The following is a 22415-nucleotide window of genomic DNA, read 5'->3' as shown; positions in this document are numbered from 1 at the left end:
CCCCTAGAAGCTCAGAATCGCGTTCAGCAGGATCGAATAGTAACGGCTGTCGCCATTGGAGTTGCCAAACAGATCGCCGAAACCCGAGCCGGGGTCGAAGACCGCGATCGAACCGCGGAACACCAGGTTCTGGGTCATCCTCGGCCGGTAGATCGCCGAGATCGAATAATCCCAGCCGAGGCTGGTCGGAATGGCCCCCTGATTGCGCAGAACCTGCAGGATGGCGGTGTTGTCGAACCACAGCCGGTTGATGCTGGTGCTGATTCGCAAGCGCGGCGTAACGTCGAAATCCGCGCCGCCGCCCAGCAGGATGGTGCCGGGATTGTTGAAATTGGACTGCCCCTCGTCCTTCGACGAGCGCAGGTCGACCAGCACCCCGTTACGGCCGTTGAGGAACACCTCCTGGCCGCCGCCGATGAACGGGATCGACTGGCGGATCCAGTAGCTGGTGTCGGAGCCGGCGAACTGCGGGTTCTCTTCGATGGCGTCGAAGCCGGTCTCCTTGTTGTCGAACGGATGCTTGTCGCCGGAGGCGTAGAGGCCCGAGACGCGCAGGCGGATCCAGTCGAGGTCGTAGGAGGGCTCGACCGCGGCGAAGAAGGCTTGGATGTCCGCCGGCCGGTCGGTGAAGATGTTGTTCCGGTCCTGGCCGAAGGCGCCGTACGTCGAGCCGGTCAGGTTCAGCCGCCCGACATGGCCGTCGACGTTGTAGCCCACATAGACCACGTCGTAGTCGCGGCCCCGGTCGTCGCCGATCAGCGCGGGGCGCACCGGGAAGCCGTTGGAGTCGAAGTGGATGTCGTTGGCCTCGCGGTCGCGGTCGTAGACCAGACTGACCTGCGAGGTGAGCCCCGGGAACGGCAGGTCCTGGCGGTACAGGTTGGCGATGAAGATCTCGTCGTTGCGCAACGGCTGGCTAAGGTCGTTCAGGCCCGAGTTGGTGTCCTTCTCGATGCGCTGGAAGAAGGCCAGGTTGTACTGCCAACGGTTGTTGTCGCGGTTGCCGAACAGGCGGACGCCCAGTTGATTATCTTGGAAAAGAAATCCCCGGAAGTCATTGGAGAACGGCTGGATTCCGACCCGTATTGAATCGAAATCATAACGGTCGGACACGTTGCGCAGGTGGTAGTCGATGAAGGCTTCCTGCACGCCTACGAACTCGTCGCTGCGGCTCGTCCCGCGATCGGGGCTCACCGACAGGATGCGCTTCTCCGGGACCTGGGCGTAGTTGTAGTTGAAGTCGAGGGTGACGCGGATCTCGAAGTCCGGCGGCTTGAAGGCGGTCGAACCCTCAGTCAGCGCCAGCCCGGCGATCAGGTTCTGCGAGCCGAAGAAGCTGTCGGTGCGGCCGAAGGTGTCGAGGCTGCCCGGACGCGCCGTGGTCTGCGACCCCACCGGCAGCGGGAAGCTGCGCGGTTCGATCACCGTGTCGGAGACCCCGGTCAGGGTGAAGAACCAATCCTGGGTCCCCTTGATCGGCCGGTCGCCCTTCAGCGCGTTCTGGTCGTAGGGGTCGAACCAGCGGGAATGCACCCCCAACGCGTCGATCAGCCGCCAGCGGTCTGGGATCGGGATCAGGTCCGCCGGGAAAGCCTCGGGCGGCGGCGCCTCGACCGCGTTGGGGTTGACCGTCGGCGTCTCGGCGGGGGGCAGGTCCTCGGGCCGGCCGGGCCGCCGGCGGCCGTCCAGCGGCGGCTCGTCGACGGGGGCCGAGTAGGTCTGGATCAGGTCTCCAATGACGTCAGCCGCCATCGCCCGCTGGGCAAGCGGGAGCGTGGCGAGCAGGAGCGCGAAGAGGAGGCCGCCCCGCATCCCTCATTTTCCCTGACAGACGTTCTGGTCCGAGGTGTCGAGGAATGGTGCGAATGGACAGTTAACGTAAAGCAACCGTTGCGCCGGCGGCGGCCCCACAACGAGCTGATCGGCGCGCATCGCCGCGGCCGCGTTGCCGATCCCGACGCGGGCCGAAGCGTTCGAAAGGCCGAGGAAGGCGACCATGTCGTCCTGGTCGACGCCGTCGCCGGAGACCCCGACGCCGCCCACCAGCTGACCGCCCCGGTAGATCGGCACGCCGCCCGGGAAGATCTGCAGCCCGTTCTGCAGCCGGTTCTGGCCGGCGACCACGTCGGGCAGGGCCGTGCAGCGCGGAGCGGTGTCCGTCGTGCTGGTCCCGCCCAGGTAGGCCACGTGCTGGACCAGGTTGCTGGCCACCAGCGCCGACTGCAGGCCGGTGGAGAAGATGCTCCACTGGCTGATCGGCCGCGACAGGGGCCCGTTCGGCGCGCCCTGCTGGCCGTCGGGAAACTCCGGCCGCGCCAGGTTGCTGAGGGCCCGCACGCTGAACGCGGTCTTGCCGGTGAGCGCCGTCGGGTCGGGGAAGAAGGTCCGCACCTTACCGACGAAGCTCTGTACGTCGGTGCTGGGATCGCCCAGCAGGTCCGAGGCGGTGAAGGTCCCGGAGAAGAAGCTCGCCGAGCGCGCCTTCTGCACCGCCACGTCGGTGCCGAACACAGAGGCGTCCGGCGCGCGCACCACGCCCAGGATCACCCCGTGGGTGTCGGTGACGGCGATCGACATCTGCGCCACGCTGTTGGCCGGCTGGCGGATCGCGCCGCGGGCGTGGTCCATGACCTTGAACGCCTCTTCCATCACCGCGGTCACCTCCGCGGCGGTGAGCGGCGCGCCCACCTCGGAATCCGTGCCGTTGCGCGGCGGGTAGCGGTTGTTGCCGGCTCCGTCGGTGAGCACGAAACCGCCGGCCACCGAGAACTCCGTGGTCGAGGCCTGCCGCACGCCGGAGGTCTCCTGGCCGTAGACCGCGCCGGCCAGCACTGTCCCGCCGGGGTAGTAGCCGGGGACCGCCGTCAGCGTCCCCGCGCCGGCCGGCAGGGCCGCGAAGGCCGGGGCCTGCGCCGGGCTCGACTTCAAGGTCGCCGTCGTGGCGTCGCTGTAGCGCAGGGTGGTGCCGTTGATCGCCACCTTGTCGGCGGTGATGGTCGCCGGCGCCGAGAAGCCGTTGGTGGCGGCCAGCGCCACGTTCTCCTCGTCGTCGATGTCGATGTTGGAGACGTCGGGGTCGAAGCCGTAGTCGCCGTCGGACATCACGCCCACGCCGCCCACCAGAGTGCCATTCTTGTAGAGCGGGAAGCCGCCGGGATCGGCGGCCAGGCCCAGCGGCGAGCGCTTGGGGCCGATCAGGGCGCCGGTCCCGCCGGCGGCGTTGTACCGCGCGGTCAGGTCCGAGCACGGCAGGGACGAGAACTGCACCCCGAACAAGGGCCCGCTGGGCAGGCCCACCGTCGCCGGGCTGGGCGGGAAGTTCTGCTGGATGATCATGCTGGCCGTGCGCGTCGAGAAGGCCTGGCCGGCGGAGGACAGGTAGGCGCCGGTGACCGCCTTGGCGATGGCCGCGGCGGCGGCCGGCACGACCGCCCCCTGGATGTCGAGGTTGCCGCCCGGGCCCGGCCGGATGGTCGCCGTCGGCCGCGCGCCGGCCATGGCGTAGACGGCCAGCACATTGCCGACCCGGTCGGTGACCGCGATCACGCCGGGCGTGTCGCGCGCCTTCGCCTCGGCGACCGCCTGGGCGATGATCTGCTGCACGTCGGCGGCGCTGAGCGAGTCCGTCCCGGGCAGGGTATAGGCGCCGGCCGTCGTGGCCGGCGGGGGGGGCGTGGTGGTCGTGCCGCCTGAGTTTCCGCCGCCGCCGCCGCCGCCGCACGCGGCCAGCATCAGGGCCGCGGCCATCGCCAGGGCGGTTCCGAAAGGCCCACGCTTCATTTCAGAGCCCTCACCTTGTCGGCCACCTGTTGCAACGCCGCCCGCGCCTCGGCCGGGCGGAAGGCGTTGGGATCGCGCACCGCCTGATAGGCCCGGTCGAGATCGGGCCGCACCCGCGCCGCCGCCGCCCGGTCGATGGCGCCCTCTGCGGTCATGGCGTTCAGCAGGGTGTCGGCGGCCATCACCGCCTGGGCGGCGCCGGAAAAGTCGGTGTAGCGCTTCGCCGTCTCGCTGGAGAGCAGCGCCTCGAAGATCGCCAGCGTCTCGGCGCGGCTGAAGGCGTGCTGGGCGAAGGCGTCAGCCATGGCCCGCGAGGTCGCCGCCAGCGCCTGGGCCTTGGCGACCGCCTGGCCGCGGTCCTCGGCGAGTGCGACGTGGAACGCGCGGCTGTCGGTCTCGAAGCGCTGGAACAGCCCCGGCGCGGCGACCTTGGCCGCCGCCGACAGCATGATCATGTTCTCGTCGTTGAAGGGTGGCTGGCCCACCGGGATCGGCCGGGCCGGATTGGCCTCCGAGACCGGCCGCCATTTGGGATCGCTGGACGCCATGGTGCGGTGGCAGCTCTGGCAGTCGAAGAAGGCGAACTCAGGGAAGGCGCCGCCGGGCGTGCGCGGCCCGTAGAGCGTCAGCATCCGCTCCAGCGCCATGGCCTGGCCCACCGCCCAGGTCTTCACGGCGCCGGGGACCGCCTTGTGGCGCGCCACATAGTCGGCGTCGATGTCGTAGTGCTTCTGCAGGGTGGTGAAGAGGTCGAGCTCGAAGGAAAGCTGCGGGTGGCCGGCGGCCATCAGCTGGTGGTTCACGAACTGGTTGGGGGCCGACCCGCCGAAGTGGCAGTCCAGGCAGCGGGCGGCGCGGACCTTGGGTTCGTCCAGGGCGACCATGCCGTGGGCGATGTTGGCCGCGTGGGTGGCGTCCAGCGCATAGTGGCTGGCGATCCAGCCGCCGGACCCGCCGTGACAGGCCTCGCAGCCGACGCCGTCGGAGATCTGGAAGCGCGCCCCGCGCGCCGCCGCCAGCGCCGGGTCGGCGTGACAGGCCAGGCAGGCCGGCGCCCGCTCGGCCGGGCCGATCCCCAGCTTCTGGGCGATCGCCTCGCCACGCGGGGCGGTCAGCACCTTCCAGGCGCGGCTGTGGGCCCCGGCCTCGGTGTGCGGGTCCTGCCAGGTGATCAGCTCGTTCTGGCGCACGGTGAGCCCGCTGGGCGCGGGACGGCTGTGGCAGCTCGACCCGCCGCAGGACGCGACGCCCTCGTGCACGCCCGGGCGGCCCGCCGCCACCGGCTCGGACTGCGCGCGTGCGGCCGGCGCAACCGCCGCCGCCCACGCCAGCGCCAGCATGGCGGCAAGCCGACCGATCTGTCCGATTGCGCGTCCCCGCCCCATCGCCGCTCCAGCAACGCCCAGGCGGGAATCTTAGCCGTCCGCCCGAGGCTTAGGTAGCAGTATCGAAGGCTGGCGTGAAAGTCTGTCCGGACGTTGTAAATTCCTGGCTCGAACAGCGATTCATCGAACAAATTCATGACAGAATACCGTCATTTGAATGTTCGAACCTATCCGATCGCCCTGGCCTCGCGCCAAGGCTGCAAGCGCCCGCTACGACGTGCGGGCCGTCCCAAGCTTTCCGGCCGCCGGATTGACGCGGCGCAAAGGCGGCGGCCTGGGACAGCGCTGCTGGCGGCCCGTTCTGCGAGCGATCCCCAAGCTCGGAGCCCCGCCATACCGCAGACCGCCTCGGACGTCTTCGTCGACACGCTCACCAAGTAGGACGTCGACACCGTCTTCGGCATCCCGGGCGACGGGGTCAACGGGTCATCGAGGCGTTCCGCAAACGCCAGGACGGCGTGCGCTTCATCCAGGTGCGCCATGAGGAGGCCTCGGCCTTCATGGCCACCGCCTACGCCAAGCTCACCGGCAAGCTGATGATCTAGCCGCCCGCGCCGCCCATCCGGGCGAACAGGATCAGCGTCAGGGCCACCATGATCGCGCCGCCGATCCGCGTGGCGATCTGGGCGAAGGGCATCAGCTGCAGCCGGTTGGCCGCGGTCATGATCGCCACGTCCCCCGTGCCGCCTTGGCCGGAGTGGCAGGCCGTGACGATGGCGGTGTCGATGGGATAGAGCCCCACGAGCCGGGCGGTGGCGAACCCCGTGCCGACCATGGCGACCACCGTGGCCACGATGGTGGCGATGGTGGGGGCGTTGAAGGCCGCCACCAGCTTCTCCCACGGGGTCTTGGCGACCCCGATGGCGAACAGCAGCGGGTAGGTGACGCTGGCCGAGAAGAACTGGAAGTTGGCGAAGGCGCCCCGCTCCAACCGGGGCGAGGCGACGCGGCCGAACTTCATCGCCACCGCCAGCACCAGCATCACCACCGGCCCCGGCCAGTTCCACAGCTTCTGGGTCAGCGCGCCGACCAGATAGAGCGTCACCGCCATGACGATGGCCGCGCCCGCGTCCTGGGCGGTCTCCTGCAGGGCGGGCGGCGGATGGTCCTCGTCCTCGGCGGCGAACGCCCCGTCGGCCTCTTCGCCCGGCTGCAGCCGGCCTTCGCCGGTCAGCTTCGGATAGCGCTTGCCGAGTGCGTTCAGGCCGCCGGCCAGCAGGATCGCGGTCAGCCCGCCCAGCATCACCGCCGGCAGCACCTCGGCGAACAGGCCGCCCTGCGGCTGGTGCGAGAACTGGGCGTAGCCGACGGTGAGCGGGATCGCGCCCTCGCCCACCCCGCCGGCCATGATCGGCGCCACGATCTTGAAGAAGGTGTGGCTGAGCCCCAGGCCCAGCGCCGTCCCCACGCCGCAGCCCACCGCCGTCGCCACGACCGAGCCGGCGAGCAGCGGCGCGAAGATCTTCAGGAAGCCGGCGATCAGCACCCGGCGGTCCATGCCCAGGATCGAGCCCACGATCACCGCGGCGATGAACAGGTAGAGGAAGTTCGAGTTGTCGGTGAAGGCGGTGATCGACTTCACCAAGGGCTTCGGCAGCACGTGGGCGTAGACCAGGTAGGATGGCAGGAAGGTCGCCAGGATCGCCGCGAGGCCCAGATTCTTGAGCCCCGGAATCCGCCGCCCCGCTTCGGCGCAGACGAAGCCGCCCACCGCCAGGACCGCGATGCTCATCGGCAGGTCCGACGGCGGCGCGCCCAGCGCCACGAAGGCCGCGATCACCGCGACGGCGACCACCGCGACCGGCAGGGGCACGACCCCGATCCGGAAGTCCATGATCCGCCACCAGGCGGCGGCGATGCGCGGCGTCGGCTCAGCCATCCGCCCGGCCTGTGAGTCTCATGCGCCCTCCCGTTTCGCGGAGAGCTTGCCCGGCGCGCCCGCCCGGCGCCAGTCCTGCCCGTCCCTTTCCCAAGGACTCCTATTCGTACCGCAGCGCCCGCGAGGGCTCGGCGCGGGAGACGCGGATCGCCTGCTCGGCCACGGTCAGCACCGCGACGAGCAGCGCCGCCAGGCTGGGCAGCAGGAAATAGGCCGGGTTGAGCGCGATCCGCTGGTCGAAGCCCGCCAGCCACCAGCGCATGGCGAGGAAGGCCGCCGGCCAGGCGATCAGGTTGGCCCACAAGACCGGCCGCAGGAACTCGCCGACCAGCAGGCGCAGGACGTCGCTTGTCGAAGCCCCCAGGGTCTTGCGGATGCCGATCTCCTTGAGCCGCCGGCTGGTGTTGAACGCCGCCAGCCCATAGAGGCCCAGGCAGGCGATCGCCGCCGACAGCACCGCGCCGGCCGCGAACAGCTGCCCGCGCCGCGCGTCACTGTCGTAGAACGGCTTCATGGTCACCTGCACGGTCTCGCCCTGGAAGGGTGAGCCCGGCGCGAGCTGGCGCCACACCCGCTCCAGCCGCCCCAGCACTTCGGCCTGGTCGCCGTCGCGCACCCGGATCGCCGCCGTCCAAGAGGAGGGCCGGGTGACCGGCCCAAGGTGGCTGTCCATCAGGTAGAGCTGCGGCGGCGGCGGCAGCCGCGGCGAAACGAACCGCACGTCGGCGACGACGCCCACCACCGTCGCCACCAAGAGGTTGCCCTTGTCGGTCTTGCTGATCTCGACCCGCGCGCCTAACGCCTTCTGCGGGTCGGCGAACCCCAGCTCGCGCGCGCCGCTGGCGTTGACCATCATGTTGATCCCAGCTCCACTGTCGGCGACCTTGTCGTAGTCCACGCCCGCGCGGTCGTCGCCGCCGTGATTGGCGTCCAGCATTCGGCCCGCGAGCAGCTTCAGCCCGTAGGTCTTGTCGTAGTCGGTCCCGATCCGCTCGCGCAGGAGATTGGGCCGGACCAGGGGGTTGCTCAGCAACCGCACGTCGCCGCTTTCGTTGGTGTCGGGATCGGGGCGGCGGTCCGAGGCGGTCGCCAGGATCACGCCGGGCGTGCGCCGGAAGGCGTCCAGCAGGGCGCGCATCTGCGGCGCCACCTGCATGTCGCCGAGGTTGCGGACGATCACCAGGCCATCGCGCCGGAAGCCCAGGTCGGAATTCCGCAGGAACTGCATCTGGCCAAAGATCACCGCGGTGCAGATCATCAGGCAGATGGCGATGGCGAACTGGCCCACGGCCATAACCTCGCGCAGCCGCGCCCCCGTCCGTCCGCCGCCTGGCGTCCGCGCCGAGGCCAGCACCGCGGCCGAGCGGAACCGGGAGAGCACGAAGGCCGGATAGATCCCCGCGGCCAGCCCCACCGCGAGACAAAGCCCCAGAAGCGGCGCCAGCAGGCCGTCGGGCCCGAAATAGGCGATGCGGATCGGCTCACCCAGCACAGCGCTGACCCCCGGCAGGGCGAGTTCCAGCAGCGCGGTCCCGATCAGGCCCGCGGCCAAGGCCACCGCCAGGGACTCGCCGATGAACTGCGCGACCAGCATCCGCCGCGTGGCCCCCATCACCTTGCGGATCGCCACCTCCCGCGCCCGCATGCCGGCCCGCGCGGTGGCCAGGCTCACGTAGTTGACCACGGCGATCAGCAGGGCGACCACGCCCATGACCCCGAGCGCGGCGACGAACAGGCCATCGACGCCGGGCTTCATCGCCGTCGTCTGGTTGGCGTCGACGAAATGCACCTGCGCCAGGGGAATGAGCTGGTAGTTCAGGTGCGCATGGGCGGGCTTCATGATGTCGGTCTCGCGGTCGACGAAGGCCGGAAAACCCGCGTCGATCCCCGCCGCGTCGGCCGGCGATCCAAGCCGGACGTAGGTCTCCATCATCGAGCTGCTCCAACTCTTCATGTAGTCCTGGATCGAGGCGGTCACCTCCGGCCCCAGGCGGACCACCACCTCCAGCACCAGATTGCTGTCGGCGGGCAGGTCGCGCATTACGCCGCTGACCCGATAGTCGCGGGGCTGGCCGTCGATGACGATGGTCAGCCGCCGCCCCAGCGCCCGCTCGGTCCCGAAGTACTTGCGCGCCATCGCCTGGCTCACCACCACGCTGGTGGTGTCGCTAAGCGCGGTGCTGCGGTCGCCGGCGACGAACGGGACGGGGAAAACATCCCAGATCGACGGGTCGGCGAACATCACATGCTCCAGCGCCTGCTGGGCGCCGTTGCGGACCGTCAGCGTATTGTCCATCAGCCGGGCGCCGGCCCTGATCTGCGCGAAATCGGCCTGCAGCCGCCCGAGCAGCATCGCCTGGGTGTTGTCCGAGACCTTCCTCGGCTGGCCCGGCCAGGTGCTGATCTCGTTCACCCGGTAGATCGCGTCGCGGTGCGGCGCCCAACGGTCGAAACCCGTCTCGAACCGGACCACCAGCAGCAGCACCGCGCAGACCGCGATGCCGAGCGCCAGGCCCAGCACATTGAGCGCCGCGTAGAGCCGATGCCGGCTCAGGGTGCGGTACAGGGAACGCGCATAGTTCAACCACATTACCGTTCGCCTCGCCTCCTTTGGTTGGGATCTGCCGCCGCCATCCTACTCATGGCGCAGCGCCTTGGCGGGCGTGGCCCGCGCCACCAGCAGGGCCTGCCCGCTGACCGTCGCGACCGCCACCAGGATCGTCGCCGCCGAGGCGGCCAGGAAATAGGCCGGCGACAGCGCGATCCGCTGGTCGAAGCCCGCCAGGTAGGTCCGCAGCGCCAGGAAGGCCAAGGGCCACGCCAGCAGATTGGCCAGCACCACCGGCCGCAGGAACTGGCCGATCAGCAGGGTCACGATCTGCGCGGTCGTGGCGCCCAGCGTCTTGCGGATGCCGATCTCGCGCACCCTCTGCGCGGTGTTGAACGACGCCAAGCCATATAGCCCGATGCAGCCGATCACGACCGCCAGCACGGCGGCCAGCGTCAGCATGCGGCTGACCTGGTTGTCGGTCTGGTAGTAGTGCTCGAGCTTGGCCACGACGGTCTTGGCCTCGAAAGGTTCGGTGGGCACGATCCGACGCCAGTCCACCGCCATCCGCGCCATCAGGTCGTCGGTATCGACCCCGGCGTACCGGACGGCCGCCTCGCCGAAATCGATGGCTCCCGAGAACGACCAATAGATGAGGGGCTCGATTTTCTCGCGGGGCGAGTGGAACCGCATGTCGCGGATGACCCCGATGACCATGAACCGCCTGCCGTTGGCGGTCAGAACCTGACCCAAAGCGTCACGGGGACTCCGGAAGCCCAGCGCCTGGACGGCTTGGGCGTTGAGGACGATGTTGACGGCGTTCGCCGCCTCCTGCGGAGAGACGAGGAAGACGTCCTGCGACGAGGCGGAAAAGTCGGCGGCGCGGCTGGGATCGGGAAGCCGGCCGGCCAGCAGCCGCGCGCCGAAGGTCTGCAGGAAGCTCGGCCCGATCGAGGCGAAATGGATGATCGGGCCGTCGCCCGGCGCGCCCGGGCGCTTGAAGTGCGTGATGCGGTCGCCGGGATCGCCGGGCTTGCCGTCTGCCTGCGCTGCGGCGACCACGCCGGGCTCCGCGCGCCAGGCGGTTAGCAGGCTGGCCCGCTGCTCGGGCGTCAGCGCCTGGTGCGGGAACGAATCCACCTCGATCAGGCCTTGCCGCTGGAAGCCCAGGTCGGCGCGATGCAGATAGGCGGCTTGGCTGACGATCGCCGCCATGCCGATGGTGAAGCCGATGGCGATGGCGAACTGCAGGACCACCAGGGCCTCGCGCAGCCGCGAGCCCGCCCGCCCGCCACCGGGCGAGCGCGTGGAGGCGAGCACGCTGGCCGGCTGGAAGCGGGACAGCACGAAGGCCGGGTAAGCGCCCGCGCCCACGCCCACCACCAGGACCACGAACGCCATCAACCCGGCGAGCCAAGGGTCGCCGAGGTAGTCGAGCTTCAGGGTGACGCCGATGGCCGCGCTGAACAGCGGCAGGACCAGCTCGCAGATCGCCAAGCCGATCAGGGCGCCGCAGAGCGCCACCACCACCGACTCGCCCACGAACTGCGCGATCAGCCCCGGCCGCGTCGCGCCCATCACCTTGCGTAGCGCCACCTCCTTGGCCCGCATCGAGGCGCGCGCGGTCGCCAGGTTCACATAGTTCACCGCCGCCAGCAGCAGGGTCAGGACCGCCACCGCGGCGGTGGCCGCGACGATCGCCTCGGCCGGCGGTGTTATCAGATGCATCTTAAGCAGCGGCGTCAGCCGCAGGGCGATGTTCTTGCGCGGCTGCCTGTGGGTCGAGGTCCCCACGTGCCGGTCGATGAAGCTGTCGAGGTCGCCGCTCAGCGCCTTGGCCTGCGCGGGCGTGGCGAACCGCAGATAGGTCGTGGTGGTGTTGTAGCCCCACTCGCGCCAGTTGGGATCCGCCTCCGGCGTCGGGACCTCCAGGCGAACCAGGAAGTCGGCGCTCATCTCGGTCGTCGGCGGACGGTCCTTGATCACCCCCACGACGCGGTAATCGTGGAGCTTCTTGTTGAGATCCAGCGTCAGGCGCTGGCCGATGGGGTTGGCGGCGCCGAAATACTGGCGGGCCGTGCTTTGGGTGACCACCAGGTCATCGGGCGATTGCAGCAACCGGGCCTTGTCGCCGGCGGCCAACGGCAGGTCGAAGACCTTGAAGAAGCTCGGGTCCACCATCGACACATTCGCAGGCGTCACGGCGCCGCCGCGCCGGACGGTGGCTTCGGCGCCGGTGGCATGGGTCGCCACCAGTTGCGGATAGTCGCCGCGAAGCTCGTCCAGCATCCCGGGGAACACATTGGGATACCAGTTCCCGAGGACGTCCTTGGAACGGATCACGTAGATCTGGTCCGCGTGCGGTATCCAGGCCTCGAAGCTGGTCTGGAACCGCACCACCAGCATCAGCACCACGAACACCGCCACGCCCAGCGCCAGGCCCAGCACATTGATCGCCGCGTAGAGCCGATGCCGGCTCATCGTGCGGTAGAGCGAGCGTGCGTAGCTGGCCCAGATCATGGCTTGCGTCGCCTTGCCAGGATGTCGCGCGCCGCCGCCCTATTCATGGCGCAGCGCCTTGGCGGGCGGGGCGCGGGCGACCAGCAGCGCCTGGCCGCAGACCGTGGCCACAGCCAGCACGATGGTCAGCGCCGAGGCGGCCAGGAAATAGGCCGGGGAGAGCGATATCCTTTGGTCGAAGCCGGCCAGGTAGGTCCGCACCGCCAGATAGGCCAAGGGCCACGCCAGCAGGTTGGCCAGCACCACCGGACGCAGGAACTGGCCGATCAAGAGGGTCAGGATCTCCAGGGTCGTCGCGCCCAGCGTCTTGCGGATGCCGATCTCCTTGACCCGCTGAGCGGTGTTGAACGACGCCAGGCCGTAGAGCCCGATGCAGCCGATCGCAACCGCCAGGACCGCGGCCAGGGTCAACATGCGGCTGACCTGCTCGTCGCTCTGGTAGTAGGGCTCCAGTTCGGCCACCACGGTCTTGGCCAGGAACGGCTCGGTGGGCACGATCCGCCGCCAGTCGGCCGCCAGTCGCGCCATCAGGACCTCGGAGTCGACACCGGCGTAGCGGATCGCCGCCGCGCCGCCATCGATGGTCCCGGAGAACGACCAGTAGACGATGGGGTCGACCTTCACGCGGGGCGAGGTGAACCGCATGTCGCCGATCACCCCGATGACGGTGAACTGCTTGTTCTTGCCGTCGAGCACCTGGCCCGCCGCCTCGCGCGGGCTTCGGAAGCCCAGCACCTGCGCGGCGCGGGCGTTCAGGACGACGTTGATGTTGGCCGACAGGTCGCGGGCGGAGGCCGAAAAATCGGCGGCGCGGCCGGGATCGGGCAGCCGCCCAGCCAGCAGCCGCGCGCCGTAGGTCTGCAGGAAATCCGGTCCGATGGAGGCGTAGGACACCATCGGACCGTTCTCAGGCGCGCCCGGACGCTTGAACGGCGCGATGGGGATGTCGGGATCGCCGGGGTTGCTGTCGGCCTGCGCCGCGGCGATCACGCCGGGCTCGGCGCGCCAGGCGGTGAGCAGGCTGGCCCGCTGTTCGGGGCTGAGTTCCTGGTGCGGGAAGGAATCCACCTCGATCAGGCCGTCGCGCCGGAAGCCGAGGTCGGCGCGGTGCAGGTAGGCGGCCTGGCTGACGATCACCCCCATGCCGATGGTGAAGCCGATGGCGATGGTGAACTGGAAGATCACCAGGGCCTCGCGCAGCCGCGAGCCCGCCCGCCCGCCGCCCGGCGAGCGCACCGAGGCCAGCACCGCCGCGGGCTGGAAGCGCGACAGGACGAAGGCGGGATAGAGCCCGGCGCCCAGGCCCACGATGGCGATGACCCCGGTGATCGCCCCGCCCAGCCAAGGGTCGCCGAAATAGTCGAGCTTCAGCGTCACGCCGAGCGCCGTGCTGAACAGCGGCAGCGCCAGCTCGCAGAGCGCCAGGCCGATCAGGGCCCCGAATATCGCGGTGGCCATGGACTCGCCGAGGAACTGGGCGATCAACCCGGCGCGGGTGACGCCCATCACCTTGCGCAACGCCACCTCGCGGGCCCGCAGCGCCGCCCGCGCCGTGGCCAGGTTCACATAGTTCACCGCCGCCAGCAGCAGGGTCAGGACGGCCACCGCGGCGATGGCGGCGACGCCCACCTCGCCGGGCGGATTGATCAGATGCATCTTGAGCAGCGGCGTCAGCTGCAGGGAAATGTCCTTGTGCGGCGGGGTGTGGATCAAGGGCCCGGAGTGCCGGTCGGTGAAGCGCTCGAAGTCGTCGCCCAGGGTCTTGGCCTCGCCCGGCGTGGCGAACCGCAGATAGGTCGTGGTGTTGTTGTTGCCCCAGTGACGCCACTGGGGGTTCTCCTGCGGCGTCGGCTCTTCCAGGCGGACCAGGAAGTCGAACCGGAAGTCGGTGGTGGGCGGCGGGTCCTTGATCACGCCCACCACGCGGTAGCTGTGGAGCTTGTTGTCGAAGCCCAGCGTCAGGCGCTGGCCGATGGGGTTGGCCGCGCCGAAGTACCGGCGGGCCTTGCTTTGCGTGATCAGCAGGTCGTCGGGCGATTGCAGCAACCGGGCCTTGTCGCCAACGACCAGCGGCAGATCGAACACCTTGAAGAAGCTCGGGTCCACCGGCGACACCCGCTCCGGCGTGGTCGTCGCGCCCTGCCGCACGGTAGCCGGGATGTCGCCGGCGCGGGTCCCCACGAGCTGCGGATAGTCGCCGCGAAGCTCGTCCAGCAGACCGCCCATGGTGTAAGGCAGCCACCCCTGGTTCAGGACATCGCTGCGGACGACGTAGATCTGCCTCGCGTTCGGGATCCAGCGCTCGAAGCTGGTCTGGAAGCGGACCATCAGCATCAGCGCCACGAAGACCGCGACGCCGATCGCCAGGCCCAGCACATTGATCGCCGCATAGAGCTTATGCCGCACGACCGAGCGGTAGAGCGTCAGGAGCGCGTGGGCGAACACCGGGGCGCGGGCTCAGATCGCGCGGCTGGCGGAGATCACCACGCGGCCGTCCAGCATGTCGATCCGCCGCTCGGCGACGTCGGCATGCTTGGGCGAGTGGGTGACCATGACGATGGTCGCGCCCTCGCGGTTCAGGCTCTTCAAGATATCCATCACCTGCTCGCCGTTCTCGCTGTCGAGGTTGCCGGTGGGCTCGTCGGCGAGGATCAGGCTGGGCTGGCCCACGATGGCCCGCGCAATGGCGGCGCGCTGCTGCTGGCCGCCGCTGAGCTGGTGCGGATAGTGCCGCGCGCGGTGACCGACGCCCACCCTGTCCAGCGCCGCGGCCACCCGCGCGCGGCGGTCCTTGCCGGCCCAGCGGCGGTAGACCAGGCCCAGCTCGACGTTCTCTGAGATGGTCAGTTCGTCGATCAGGTTGAAGCTCTGGAAGACGAAGCCCAGGTTGTCGCGCCGCAGCCGGGCCAGCGCCGCCTCGTCGAGGTCGGTGACCTCCTGGCCCTTGAACAGATAGCGGCCGCTGGTCGGCCGGTCGATCATGCCCAGGGTGTTGAGCAGGGTGGACTTGCCGCAGCCGGACGGGCCCATGATCGCCACGAACTCCCCCTCCTCGATGTTGAGGTCGATGGAGCGCAAGGCGGAGGTCTCCACCTCGTCGGAGCGGAACAGGCGGTGGATGTCGGCCAGGACGATCATGGGGCCTCTCAGCGCAGGATCAGGTGGGCGTAGGGCGAAAGCCCGGCGTAGGAGGAGACCACAACCCGCTCGCCGGGGCTGAGGCCCTGGGCCACCTCCACCTGCTCGGGGTTGCGGCGGCGCACGACGATGGCGCGGCGGTCCGCCTGGCCGCCGCCGGGGCGCACGACGAAGGCGTAGGCGCCGCCCGACGTCTCCATCCACGCCTCGTTGGGCAGGGTGATCGCCGGATGGGTGTCGCCGAGGATCAGGCGCACGTCGAGGGATTGGCCACGGCGCAAGGTCGGCGGCGTCCCCGAGAAGGCGAACTCCACGTGGAAGCGCCCCTGCGCCACCTGCGGCAGCACGCGGAAAACCTTCAGCGGGACCGGCTTGCCGTCGAGGTCGGCGGTGGCCGCCTCGCCCACGGCGACGCGGCCCAGGTAGAACTCGTCCACCTCGGCAGTCAGTTTGTAGGCGCCCTCGGAATCCACCTGGCCGACGCTGTCGCCGGCCTTCAGCGCCTGGCCGGGCTGCAGCAGGAAGTTGGTGAGCCGCCCCTTGGTCGGCGCCTTGACGATCAGGGCGTCGAGGCTGGCCTGCACCGCGTTCAGGTTGTCGTTCAGCCGGCCGGACAGGGTGCGGATGCGGGTGCGGGCGTCGCCGGCCATGGCGGTCTCGCGGACGCGGCCGGCCTCCAGGGAGGCGACCCGCTCGGCGTCATAGGCGGCCTCGTCGGAATAGGTCTTCAGCGCCACGTCGGACTCGATGCCGTCGTCGTGCAGGATCTGGCGCTTGGCCAGCTCCTGGCGGGCCTTCTGCAGGTCGTAGTGGGCCTGGGCCAACTCCTTCTCCCGGTCGGCCTGGGCGCGCTGCAGGGTCAGTTCCTGGTTGCTGACGTCCCCCAGCTTGCCGGCGATGTCGGCCTCCTGGGACACCACCGTGCGGCGCAGCTGCGGGTTGACCAGGCGCGCCAGCGGCTGGCCGGCGGCGACCTCGGAGCCATCGAGCACCAGCACCTGGTCCACCTGCCCGCCTTCGACCGTGGTGACGAAGGTCTGCACCAGCGGCGCGGCCTCGGCGCGCAGGGGCACATAGTCCTGGAACGGCTCGCGCTTCACCGTCGCGATCTGCGTTTCGCTGGCCTTCACCGCGATGGAATGGGCGGCCGGCAAGAGCCAGAGGGCGCCGCCGAGCAGGGCCGCGGCCACGCCGCCGCCGGCGGCGATCCACAGCCATCGGCGCCGGCGCGGCTTGGCCACGGGCCGGTCCATCTCGCTGTCGGTCGGGTTCAGGTAGGACACTTGGGAACTGGACGTCATCGGGCCCGGGATGCAAGGTTCGCCGCAAGCGTAACCCTACGGGACGGACAATCTAACTGGCCGTTTTCGTTGGGATTTTTCTACCGGGCGGCGGCTGTCCGCCCGCTTTCGGACGAGGTGTTCGTTTCCGGACATGGGCCAGGGGCTGTCAAGCGAAACGTCGGAGGCCGGGCCTCGCGTCCTGTTCGTGGACGACGACCCGGATGTGCTGACCGCGGCCCAGGTGCTGCTGCAGCGCAACGGCTTCGGCTTCGCCGTGGCGCGCAGCCCGGCGGAGGCCTGGAGCGTGCTGGCCGCCCAGCCCGTCGACGTGATCCTGCTCGACCTCAACTTCGCCCGCGGCGCCACCTCCGGCGCGGAGGGCTTCGCCTGGCTGGCGGAGATCCGCGCCCATGACCCCGACGCGGTTGTGGTGGTGGTCACCGGCCACAGCGGGGTCAACGTCGCGGTGGCGGCGATGAAGGCCGGCGCCGCCGACTTCGTCATGAAGCCCTGGAACAACCCCCGCTTTCTGGAGACCGTCCGCGCCGCCGCGGAGCTGCGCCGCCGCCGGCGCTCCGGCGCGCAGCCCGAAGGGGCCGCGCCGGCCCTGGACGAGGACCTGCTGATCCTCGGCGACAGCGCGCCCATCCGACGGCTGCGCGACCTGATCGCCCGGGCCGCGCCCACCGGGGCGGCGGTGCTGATCCACGGCGAGGCCGGGACCGGCAAGGACCTCGCCGCCCGGGTGATCCACGCCCGCTCCGGCCGCACGGGCGCCCTGGTCCGCGTCGATATCCGAGGCCTGGCCGCGGACGCCGCCGAAGCGCTCGCCGCCGCCGTCGAGCAGGCCCGCGGCGGGACCCTGCTGCTGGACGAGGTCGCCGACCTGCCGCCCGCCGTCCAGGCGCGCCTCTTGGCCCTGTTGGAGGCCGGCCCCGACCTGCGGCTGGTCTCCACGACCCGGCGCGGCGCGGACGGTTTGGCGGCCCTGCGCGACGACCTCCTGGCGCGGCTCGGCACCGTGGAGATGACCCTGCCCCGCCTGGCCGCGCGCGGCGAGGACCTGGAGTTGCTGCTGGAGCACTTCATCCGCCTGTTCGCCCGCCGCTACGGCCGCGCGCCGAAGCCGCTGGATCCCGCCGCCGTCGACCTCCTGAAGGCCCAGCCGCCGGCGGGCCAGGTGCGCGGCCTGCGCCAGGCCGCCGAGCGGGCCGTGGTGCTCTCGGAAGGCGACGTGCTCACCGCCGCCGACTTCGCGGCCCCGGCGCCAGGACTGGCGGGCGAAAAACCCGGCGCGCCGGACCTCAATCTCGCCCGCTCTGAGCGCGCGATCGTCGAGGCGGCCCTGAAGCGCCACGGCCACAACGTCAGCCACGCCGCCCGCGAGCTGGGCCTGACCCGCGCGGCGCTCTACCGGCGCATGGTCAAGCATGGGCTCTAGGCGCTTCTGGACGGGCCTCCTCGCCCAGGCGCTGGTGTTCGCCTGCGGCGGCCTGGCGATCGCCGCCTGGCGCACAGGCTTGCCGGCCAACGCGGTGCTGCTGGGCCTGATCGGCGCGGGCGTGGCGGTCTGGACCGCGGGCCTGGCGGCGCGCCCCGCCGTCGAGGCCCGCGCCGAGCCCGAACCGCCCGCTGAACACCTCGACCGCGAGCGGGCGCGGCGCACCCTGCAGGCCTTCCTCGACCAGGCGCCGACGCCGCTGGTGAGCTGGCGGCCGGGCGAGCCCGCCAGCGCCGTCAACCGCGCCGCGCGGCGCCTCTTCCGCACCGACGACGTCCTGACCGGGCCGGCGGGCGAGGCGGTGGCCGAGGCTCTGCGCGCCTCGCCGGACGTGCGCCGCACGGTGCGCCTCACCGAGGCCGGGATCGCACGGACCTACGCCATCTCCATCGCCGACGTGACAGGCATGGGGGTCACCGGCGCGGAGGGCGCCCTGAGGCTCGCCGCCCTCACCGACATCGAGGCCGAGCTGCAGGCCGCCGAGGCCGCGGCCCTGCGCGAATTGCTGCAGGTCCTGAGCCACGAGCTGATGAATTCGCTGACGCCGCTGGCCTCCCTGGCCCAGAGCGCCGCCGAGGTGCTGGCCGACGGCCGCGCCCAGGACCTGGCCGTGGCCCGCACCTCGGTCGCGGTGATCGCCCGGCGCGCCGAGGGCCTGCACCGCTTCGTCGAGGCCTACCGGCGCCTGGCGCGCCTGCCGCCGCCCGCCCCGCGCCGGGTCAGCGTGGCCGAACTCCTGGCCGAGGCGGCGCAGCTCTTCGAGACCCGCTGGGCGGCGCAGGGCGTGCGCCTGGAGCTCGTCCCGCCCCGCCCCGACATCCTGATCCGCCTCGACCCCGACCTGACCGCCCAGGCCCTGCTCGGCCTGCTCACCAACGCCGCCGAGGCCGCCCTGGCCGGCGGGCGCTCACCGCCCACCGTGCGCCTCTCGGCCCAGGCCTCCGGCGCGGGCGCGGCCATCGCCGTCAGCGACAACGGGCCGGGCGTGCCGGCCGACCAGGCCGCGGAGATCTTCCGGCCCTTCTTCACCACCAAGCCTGAGGGCGCCGGCATCGGCCTGGCGCTGGCCCGACAGGCGGTGGTCAGCCAGGGCGGCCAGCTCCTGCTGGAGCCCTCTGACGAAGGCGCTTCGTTCCTGCTGGCGTTCTAGTGGGCCGCCGGCGCCGCGCCCGCCTCGTCGACCGGCCCGGCGCCCAGGTCCCGCTCGCCGGCGAAGAGGGCGTCGAGCCGCTCGCGCATCAGGCGCTCGAACTCCTCCTTCGGCTCATGGAGCGAGCGCGACAGCGACAGGTCCTTGACGATGGCGTCCTTGACCCGGCTCATCGCCGCCTCGTCCAGCACGCCCGCCCTGACCAGCTCGGCAGAGAGCCGCAGCAGACCGACCGCCGTGGCGTGGGCCCGCAGGCCCACGAAGCCGATCATGTCATGCACCCGCTTCTCTTCCCGCTCATTCATGATTGTTGCTCCCAAATCGCCGCCCTTGGCGGAGCGGCTGTCACCATTGCCTCCGGATTCCCGCTGAAGACTCGGGCGTCCTGAGGAAAGAACGGCAGCCTACGTCACCTGTTTCGCCGGTGAAATTTTATTCACTGGCTCCGGCGCGGCCGGGGATTAGCCTGCAGCCTGCCCGGCGGCCCTCCCAAGCCGCCGCGGAACCTTCCTCTTCAGCGAGCGCGAGCCCATGTCCGCCCTTCTTCCGCGTCTCCTGCCGATCGGCCTCGCCGCCGCCACCGTCCTGGGCGCCGGCGGCGGCGCCCAGGCCGACCCCTACATTCCGGGCCGTCTACCCGCCGCCCAGGTCACCCAGGTCGGCGAGATCTGCCGCACCACCATCGGCGTGCCGGCCGGCTTCGAGCTCTACAGCAACTGCGTCGAGAGCCTGTCGACCTCGGCGGCGCGCCTCAGCCGCGAGGTCGCCTTCCAGGACGCCCGCCGCGACTGCCTGGCCAAGGGCCTGGGCGCCAGCGCCTTGGCCCAGTGCGAGGTGGCGACCGCCGCCAGCGCCGCGCCCCTGCCGAAGCTCGCCGCCAACGCCCAGCCGCCGGCCAAGTCCTACTTCCGCGCCTCGACGCGCGAGATCCGCACCCGCGAGCAGACCGCCTGCGCCCAGGTCGGCTACGAGCCGGTCTACAGCGGTTTCGCCGCCTGCGTCGCCAACCTCGACGCAGCCCTCTACGCCGCCGACCATCCGCAGCGGTAGCTTGCGCGCCTTGCCCAGCGGCGGCCTAGACACCCCGTGACGAAAATACTGGTCATCGAGGACGACCCGCAGACCGCCGAGGAGATCGCGGCCTGCCTGACCGCCGGCGGCTTCGAAGCGGTCAACCGCTTCGACGGTCCGACGGGCCTGGAAGCGGCCAAGAGCGAGCGTTTCGACGCCATCACCCTGGACCGCATGCTGCCGGGCCTCGACGGGCTGGAGCTGATCAAGGCCCTGCGCGAGGCGGGTTCGGAGGCGCCGGTCCTGATGGTCAGCGCGCTCAGCGACGTCGATGACCGCGTCGATGGCCTGCGCGCCGGCGGCGACGACTATCTGATCAAGCCCTTCGCCCCCAAGGAGTTGGTCGCCCGCCTGGAGGTGCTGCTGCGCCGCCACCGCCGCCCGGAGGCCGAGGTGCGCCTGGCGGTCGCCGACCTGGAGCTCGACCTCGTCAAGCACGAGGCCTGGCGCGACGGCCGGCGCATCGAACTCCTGCCCATGGAATTCCAGCTGCTGGAATTCATGATGCGCAACGCCGGCCAGTTGCTCACCCGCCGGATGATCTTCGAGAAGGTTTGGGAGTATTACTTCGACCCAGGCACCAACCTGATCAACGTCCACGTCGGCAAGCTCAGGCGCAAGATCGACACGCCGGGGCTGGTCCCGCTGATCAGGACGGAGCGCGGTCAGGGCTACATGCTGCATGCGCCTTAGCGAGGTCTGGCGGACCACCACCTTCCGGCTCTCGGTCGTCTACGGCCTGCTGTTCGCGGTGGGCATGGTGGCCCTTCTGGCCATGGTCTACGTCCGTTCGGCCGTCTACCTGACCCATCGGGTCGACGACATCCTGGCCGCCGAGGCCGCCGCCCAGGTGCGCGTGGCGCCCGCCGCGCTGAAGCCCACCATCGACGCGGCGCTCACCATCAACGGCCGCAACAGCGTCTTCGCCCTTTTCGCTCCCGACGGGACGCGCGAGACCGGCAACTTGAGCGCCATGCCCGCCGGCCTCGTCCCAGGGGGCCGGCCGGTGGAGATCCCCGCCACCGCCCAGTTCCCGGTGGCCGCGCGGCTGATCGCCAAGCGCCTGCCCTCCGGCGAGGTGCTGGTGGTCGGGCGCGACATCAACCAGCTGCGCCAGATCCGCCGGATCATCGCCTCGGCGCTGATCTGGAGCGGCGGCCTGATCATCCTGGCCGGCCTGGCCGGTGGCACAGCCTTGAGCCTCGGCCCCATCCGCCGCCTGCGCCGCCTGCAGGCCGCCAGCCACGACATCGCCGCCGGCAATCTGATGCGCCGCATGCCCTCCAGCGCCCGCGGCGACGAGCTCGACATGTTCGCCGACACCGTCAACCACATGCTGGGCGAGGTGGAGCGGCTGATGTCGGAGGTCCGCGCCTCCAGCGAGACCATCGCCCACGACCTGCGCACGCCCTTGACCCGCGCGCGCAGCCAACTGCACCGGCTGGAGCAGGCGCCCAGCGCCTCGCCCGACCAGATCGCCCAGGTCACCGCCGAGCTGGACGAGGTGCTGGAGCGCTTCGTCGCCATCCTCAGGCTCTCCGAACTGGAGACCCGCGCCCGCAGCGCGGGCTTCGCGGCCACCGACCTCGACCGGCTGCTGCGCCAGGTGGCGGAACTCTACCAGCCCCTGGCCGAGGAGGCGGGCGTGCGTCTCAGCCTCGCCTCCACGCCTGGGGTCACTGTCGAGGCCGACGCCAAGCTCCTGTTCGAGGCGGTCAGCAACCTGGTCGACAACGCCATCAAATTCACCGGCGACCGCGAGGGCTACGACGGCGAGGTGCGGCTGGCGGTCGAGGCCGAGGGCCCGAGGATCGTGGTGCAGGACAACGGCCCCGGCGTGCCGGACGCCGAGCGCTCGGCCGTCCTGCAACGCTTCTACCGCAGCGAGCGCGACCGGCTGACCCCCGGCTCGGGCCTCGGCCTCTCGATCGTCGCCGCCATCGTCCGCATGCACCGCTTCCGGCTGGAGCTGCAGGACGCAGCCCCCGGCCTGCGCTGCGTCATCGACTGCGGAGCGCGGCCTTAAGATGCTGATCTGGCGATGAAATTAGGCCTTTCAGCGGTGAAATTTTATTCACTGGCCCCCGCGCGCCGCCGCACTAGGTTCCACGCCGAACGCTGGCGCCCCGCTGCGCCGCCCCTGATCCTCGCGAGGCCCTG

The 22415-nt window shown here is 70.8% G+C and carries 15 protein-coding genes and 1 pseudogene; 6 read left to right on the top strand and 10 right to left on the bottom strand.

The annotated features are described in order from the left end of the window. Nucleotides 1-3: 3 nt before the first annotated feature. The 3 genes from E8A49_RS10215 to E8A49_RS10205 are packed head-to-tail and all read right to left on the bottom strand — an operon-like array spanning nucleotide 4 to nucleotide 5120. Nucleotides 4-1812, bottom strand: coding sequence for a hypothetical protein (locus E8A49_RS10215; protein ID WP_293380091.1), 1809 nt, complete (start codon nucleotides 1810-1812; stop codon nucleotides 4-6). 3 nt (nucleotides 1813-1815) lie between these two features. Further along, nucleotides 1816-3780, bottom strand: coding sequence for a heme-binding protein (locus tag E8A49_RS10210; RefSeq protein ID WP_293380088.1), 1965 nt, complete (start codon nucleotides 3778-3780; stop codon nucleotides 1816-1818). After that, nucleotides 3777-5120 carry a multiheme c-type cytochrome gene (locus E8A49_RS10205; RefSeq protein ID WP_293380085.1) on the bottom strand — a complete coding sequence of 448 codons (1344 nt, stop codon included), beginning with the start codon at nucleotides 5118-5120 and terminating at the stop codon, nucleotides 3777-3779. The genes E8A49_RS10210 and E8A49_RS10205 overlap by 4 nt, the downstream gene beginning before the upstream one ends. Before the next feature lie 455 nt (nucleotides 5121-5575). On the opposite strand from E8A49_RS10205, the pseudogene E8A49_RS23165 reads away from it, so the two are divergent. Beyond that, nucleotides 5576-5710: pseudogene (locus E8A49_RS23165) on the top strand (thiamine pyrophosphate-binding protein); the annotation flags it as partial. Here the strand turns inward: E8A49_RS23165 and E8A49_RS10200 are convergent. The 6 genes from E8A49_RS10200 to E8A49_RS10175 all read right to left on the bottom strand — a co-directional run bounded on the left by E8A49_RS10200 (nucleotide 5707) and on the right by E8A49_RS10175 (nucleotide 16551). After that, nucleotides 5707-7044 carry a 2-hydroxycarboxylate transporter family protein gene (locus E8A49_RS10200; RefSeq protein ID WP_293380082.1) on the bottom strand — a complete coding sequence of 446 codons (1338 nt, stop codon included), beginning with the start codon at nucleotides 7042-7044 and terminating at the stop codon, nucleotides 5707-5709. The pseudogene E8A49_RS23165 and the gene E8A49_RS10200 sit on opposite strands and share 4 nt — an antisense overlap. A 100-nt stretch (nucleotides 7045-7144) precedes the next feature. Further along, nucleotides 7145-9634: an FtsX-like permease family protein gene (locus E8A49_RS10195; RefSeq protein ID WP_293380079.1), complete on the bottom strand. Its 2490-nt coding sequence runs from the start codon at nucleotides 9632-9634 to the stop codon at nucleotides 7145-7147. 45 nt (nucleotides 9635-9679) lie between these two features. Next, nucleotides 9680-12112, bottom strand: a complete 2433-nt coding sequence (locus E8A49_RS10190) for an ABC transporter permease (RefSeq protein ID WP_293380076.1) — start codon at nucleotides 12110-12112, stop codon at nucleotides 9680-9682. 39 nt (nucleotides 12113-12151) lie between these two features. Beyond that, on the bottom strand, nucleotides 12152-14557 hold the full coding sequence (locus E8A49_RS10185; protein WP_293380073.1) for an ABC transporter permease: 2406 nt from the start codon (nucleotides 14555-14557) through the stop codon (nucleotides 12152-12154). A 12-nt stretch (nucleotides 14558-14569) separates the two neighbouring features. Further along, on the bottom strand, nucleotides 14570-15250 hold the full coding sequence (locus E8A49_RS10180) for an ABC transporter ATP-binding protein (RefSeq protein WP_293380070.1): 681 nt from the start codon (nucleotides 15248-15250) through the stop codon (nucleotides 14570-14572). An 8-nt stretch (nucleotides 15251-15258) separates the two neighbouring features. Then, nucleotides 15259-16551, bottom strand: coding sequence for an HlyD family efflux transporter periplasmic adaptor subunit (locus E8A49_RS10175; RefSeq protein ID WP_293380067.1), 1293 nt, complete (start codon nucleotides 16549-16551; stop codon nucleotides 15259-15261). 187 nt (nucleotides 16552-16738) lie between these two features. On the opposite strand from E8A49_RS10175, the gene E8A49_RS10170 reads away from it, so the two are divergent. Then, complete coding sequence (locus E8A49_RS10170) at nucleotides 16739-17974, top strand: response regulator (RefSeq protein WP_293380064.1); 1236 nt, start codon at nucleotides 16739-16741, stop codon at nucleotides 17972-17974. Further along, nucleotides 17964-19184, top strand: coding sequence for an ATP-binding protein (locus E8A49_RS10165; RefSeq protein ID WP_293380061.1), 1221 nt, complete (start codon nucleotides 17964-17966; stop codon nucleotides 19182-19184). The genes E8A49_RS10170 and E8A49_RS10165 overlap by 11 nt, the downstream gene beginning before the upstream one ends. Here E8A49_RS10165 and E8A49_RS10160 read toward each other — a convergent pair. Further along, nucleotides 19181-19489, bottom strand: coding sequence for a hypothetical protein (locus E8A49_RS10160; protein ID WP_293380058.1), 309 nt, complete (start codon nucleotides 19487-19489; stop codon nucleotides 19181-19183). The two genes, E8A49_RS10165 and E8A49_RS10160, sit on opposite strands and share 4 nt — an antisense overlap. 226 nt (nucleotides 19490-19715) lie before the next feature. Between E8A49_RS10160 and E8A49_RS10155 the strand changes: the two genes are divergently transcribed. Genes E8A49_RS10155 through E8A49_RS10145 form a run of 3 tightly spaced genes read left to right on the top strand, consistent with a single transcriptional unit; the run spans nucleotide 19716 to nucleotide 22281 of the window. Then, nucleotides 19716-20234 carry a hypothetical protein gene (locus E8A49_RS10155; RefSeq protein ID WP_293380055.1) on the top strand — a complete coding sequence of 173 codons (519 nt, stop codon included), beginning with the start codon at nucleotides 19716-19718 and terminating at the stop codon, nucleotides 20232-20234. Nucleotides 20235-20270: 36 nt separating this feature from the next. Continuing rightward, nucleotides 20271-20948: a response regulator transcription factor gene (locus E8A49_RS10150; RefSeq protein WP_293380052.1), complete on the top strand. Its 678-nt coding sequence runs from the start codon at nucleotides 20271-20273 to the stop codon at nucleotides 20946-20948. Then, nucleotides 20938-22281 carry a HAMP domain-containing sensor histidine kinase gene (locus E8A49_RS10145; RefSeq protein ID WP_293380049.1) on the top strand — a complete coding sequence of 448 codons (1344 nt, stop codon included), beginning with the start codon at nucleotides 20938-20940 and terminating at the stop codon, nucleotides 22279-22281. The genes E8A49_RS10150 and E8A49_RS10145 overlap by 11 nt, the downstream gene beginning before the upstream one ends. Nucleotides 22282-22415: the final 134 nt, after the last annotated feature.

The sequence above is a fragment of the Phenylobacterium sp. genome (genome assembly GCF_004799515.1).
Classification (GTDB): Bacteria; Pseudomonadota; Alphaproteobacteria; order Caulobacterales; family Caulobacteraceae; genus Phenylobacterium.
This window is presented reverse-complemented; position numbering and strand designations above follow the sequence as displayed.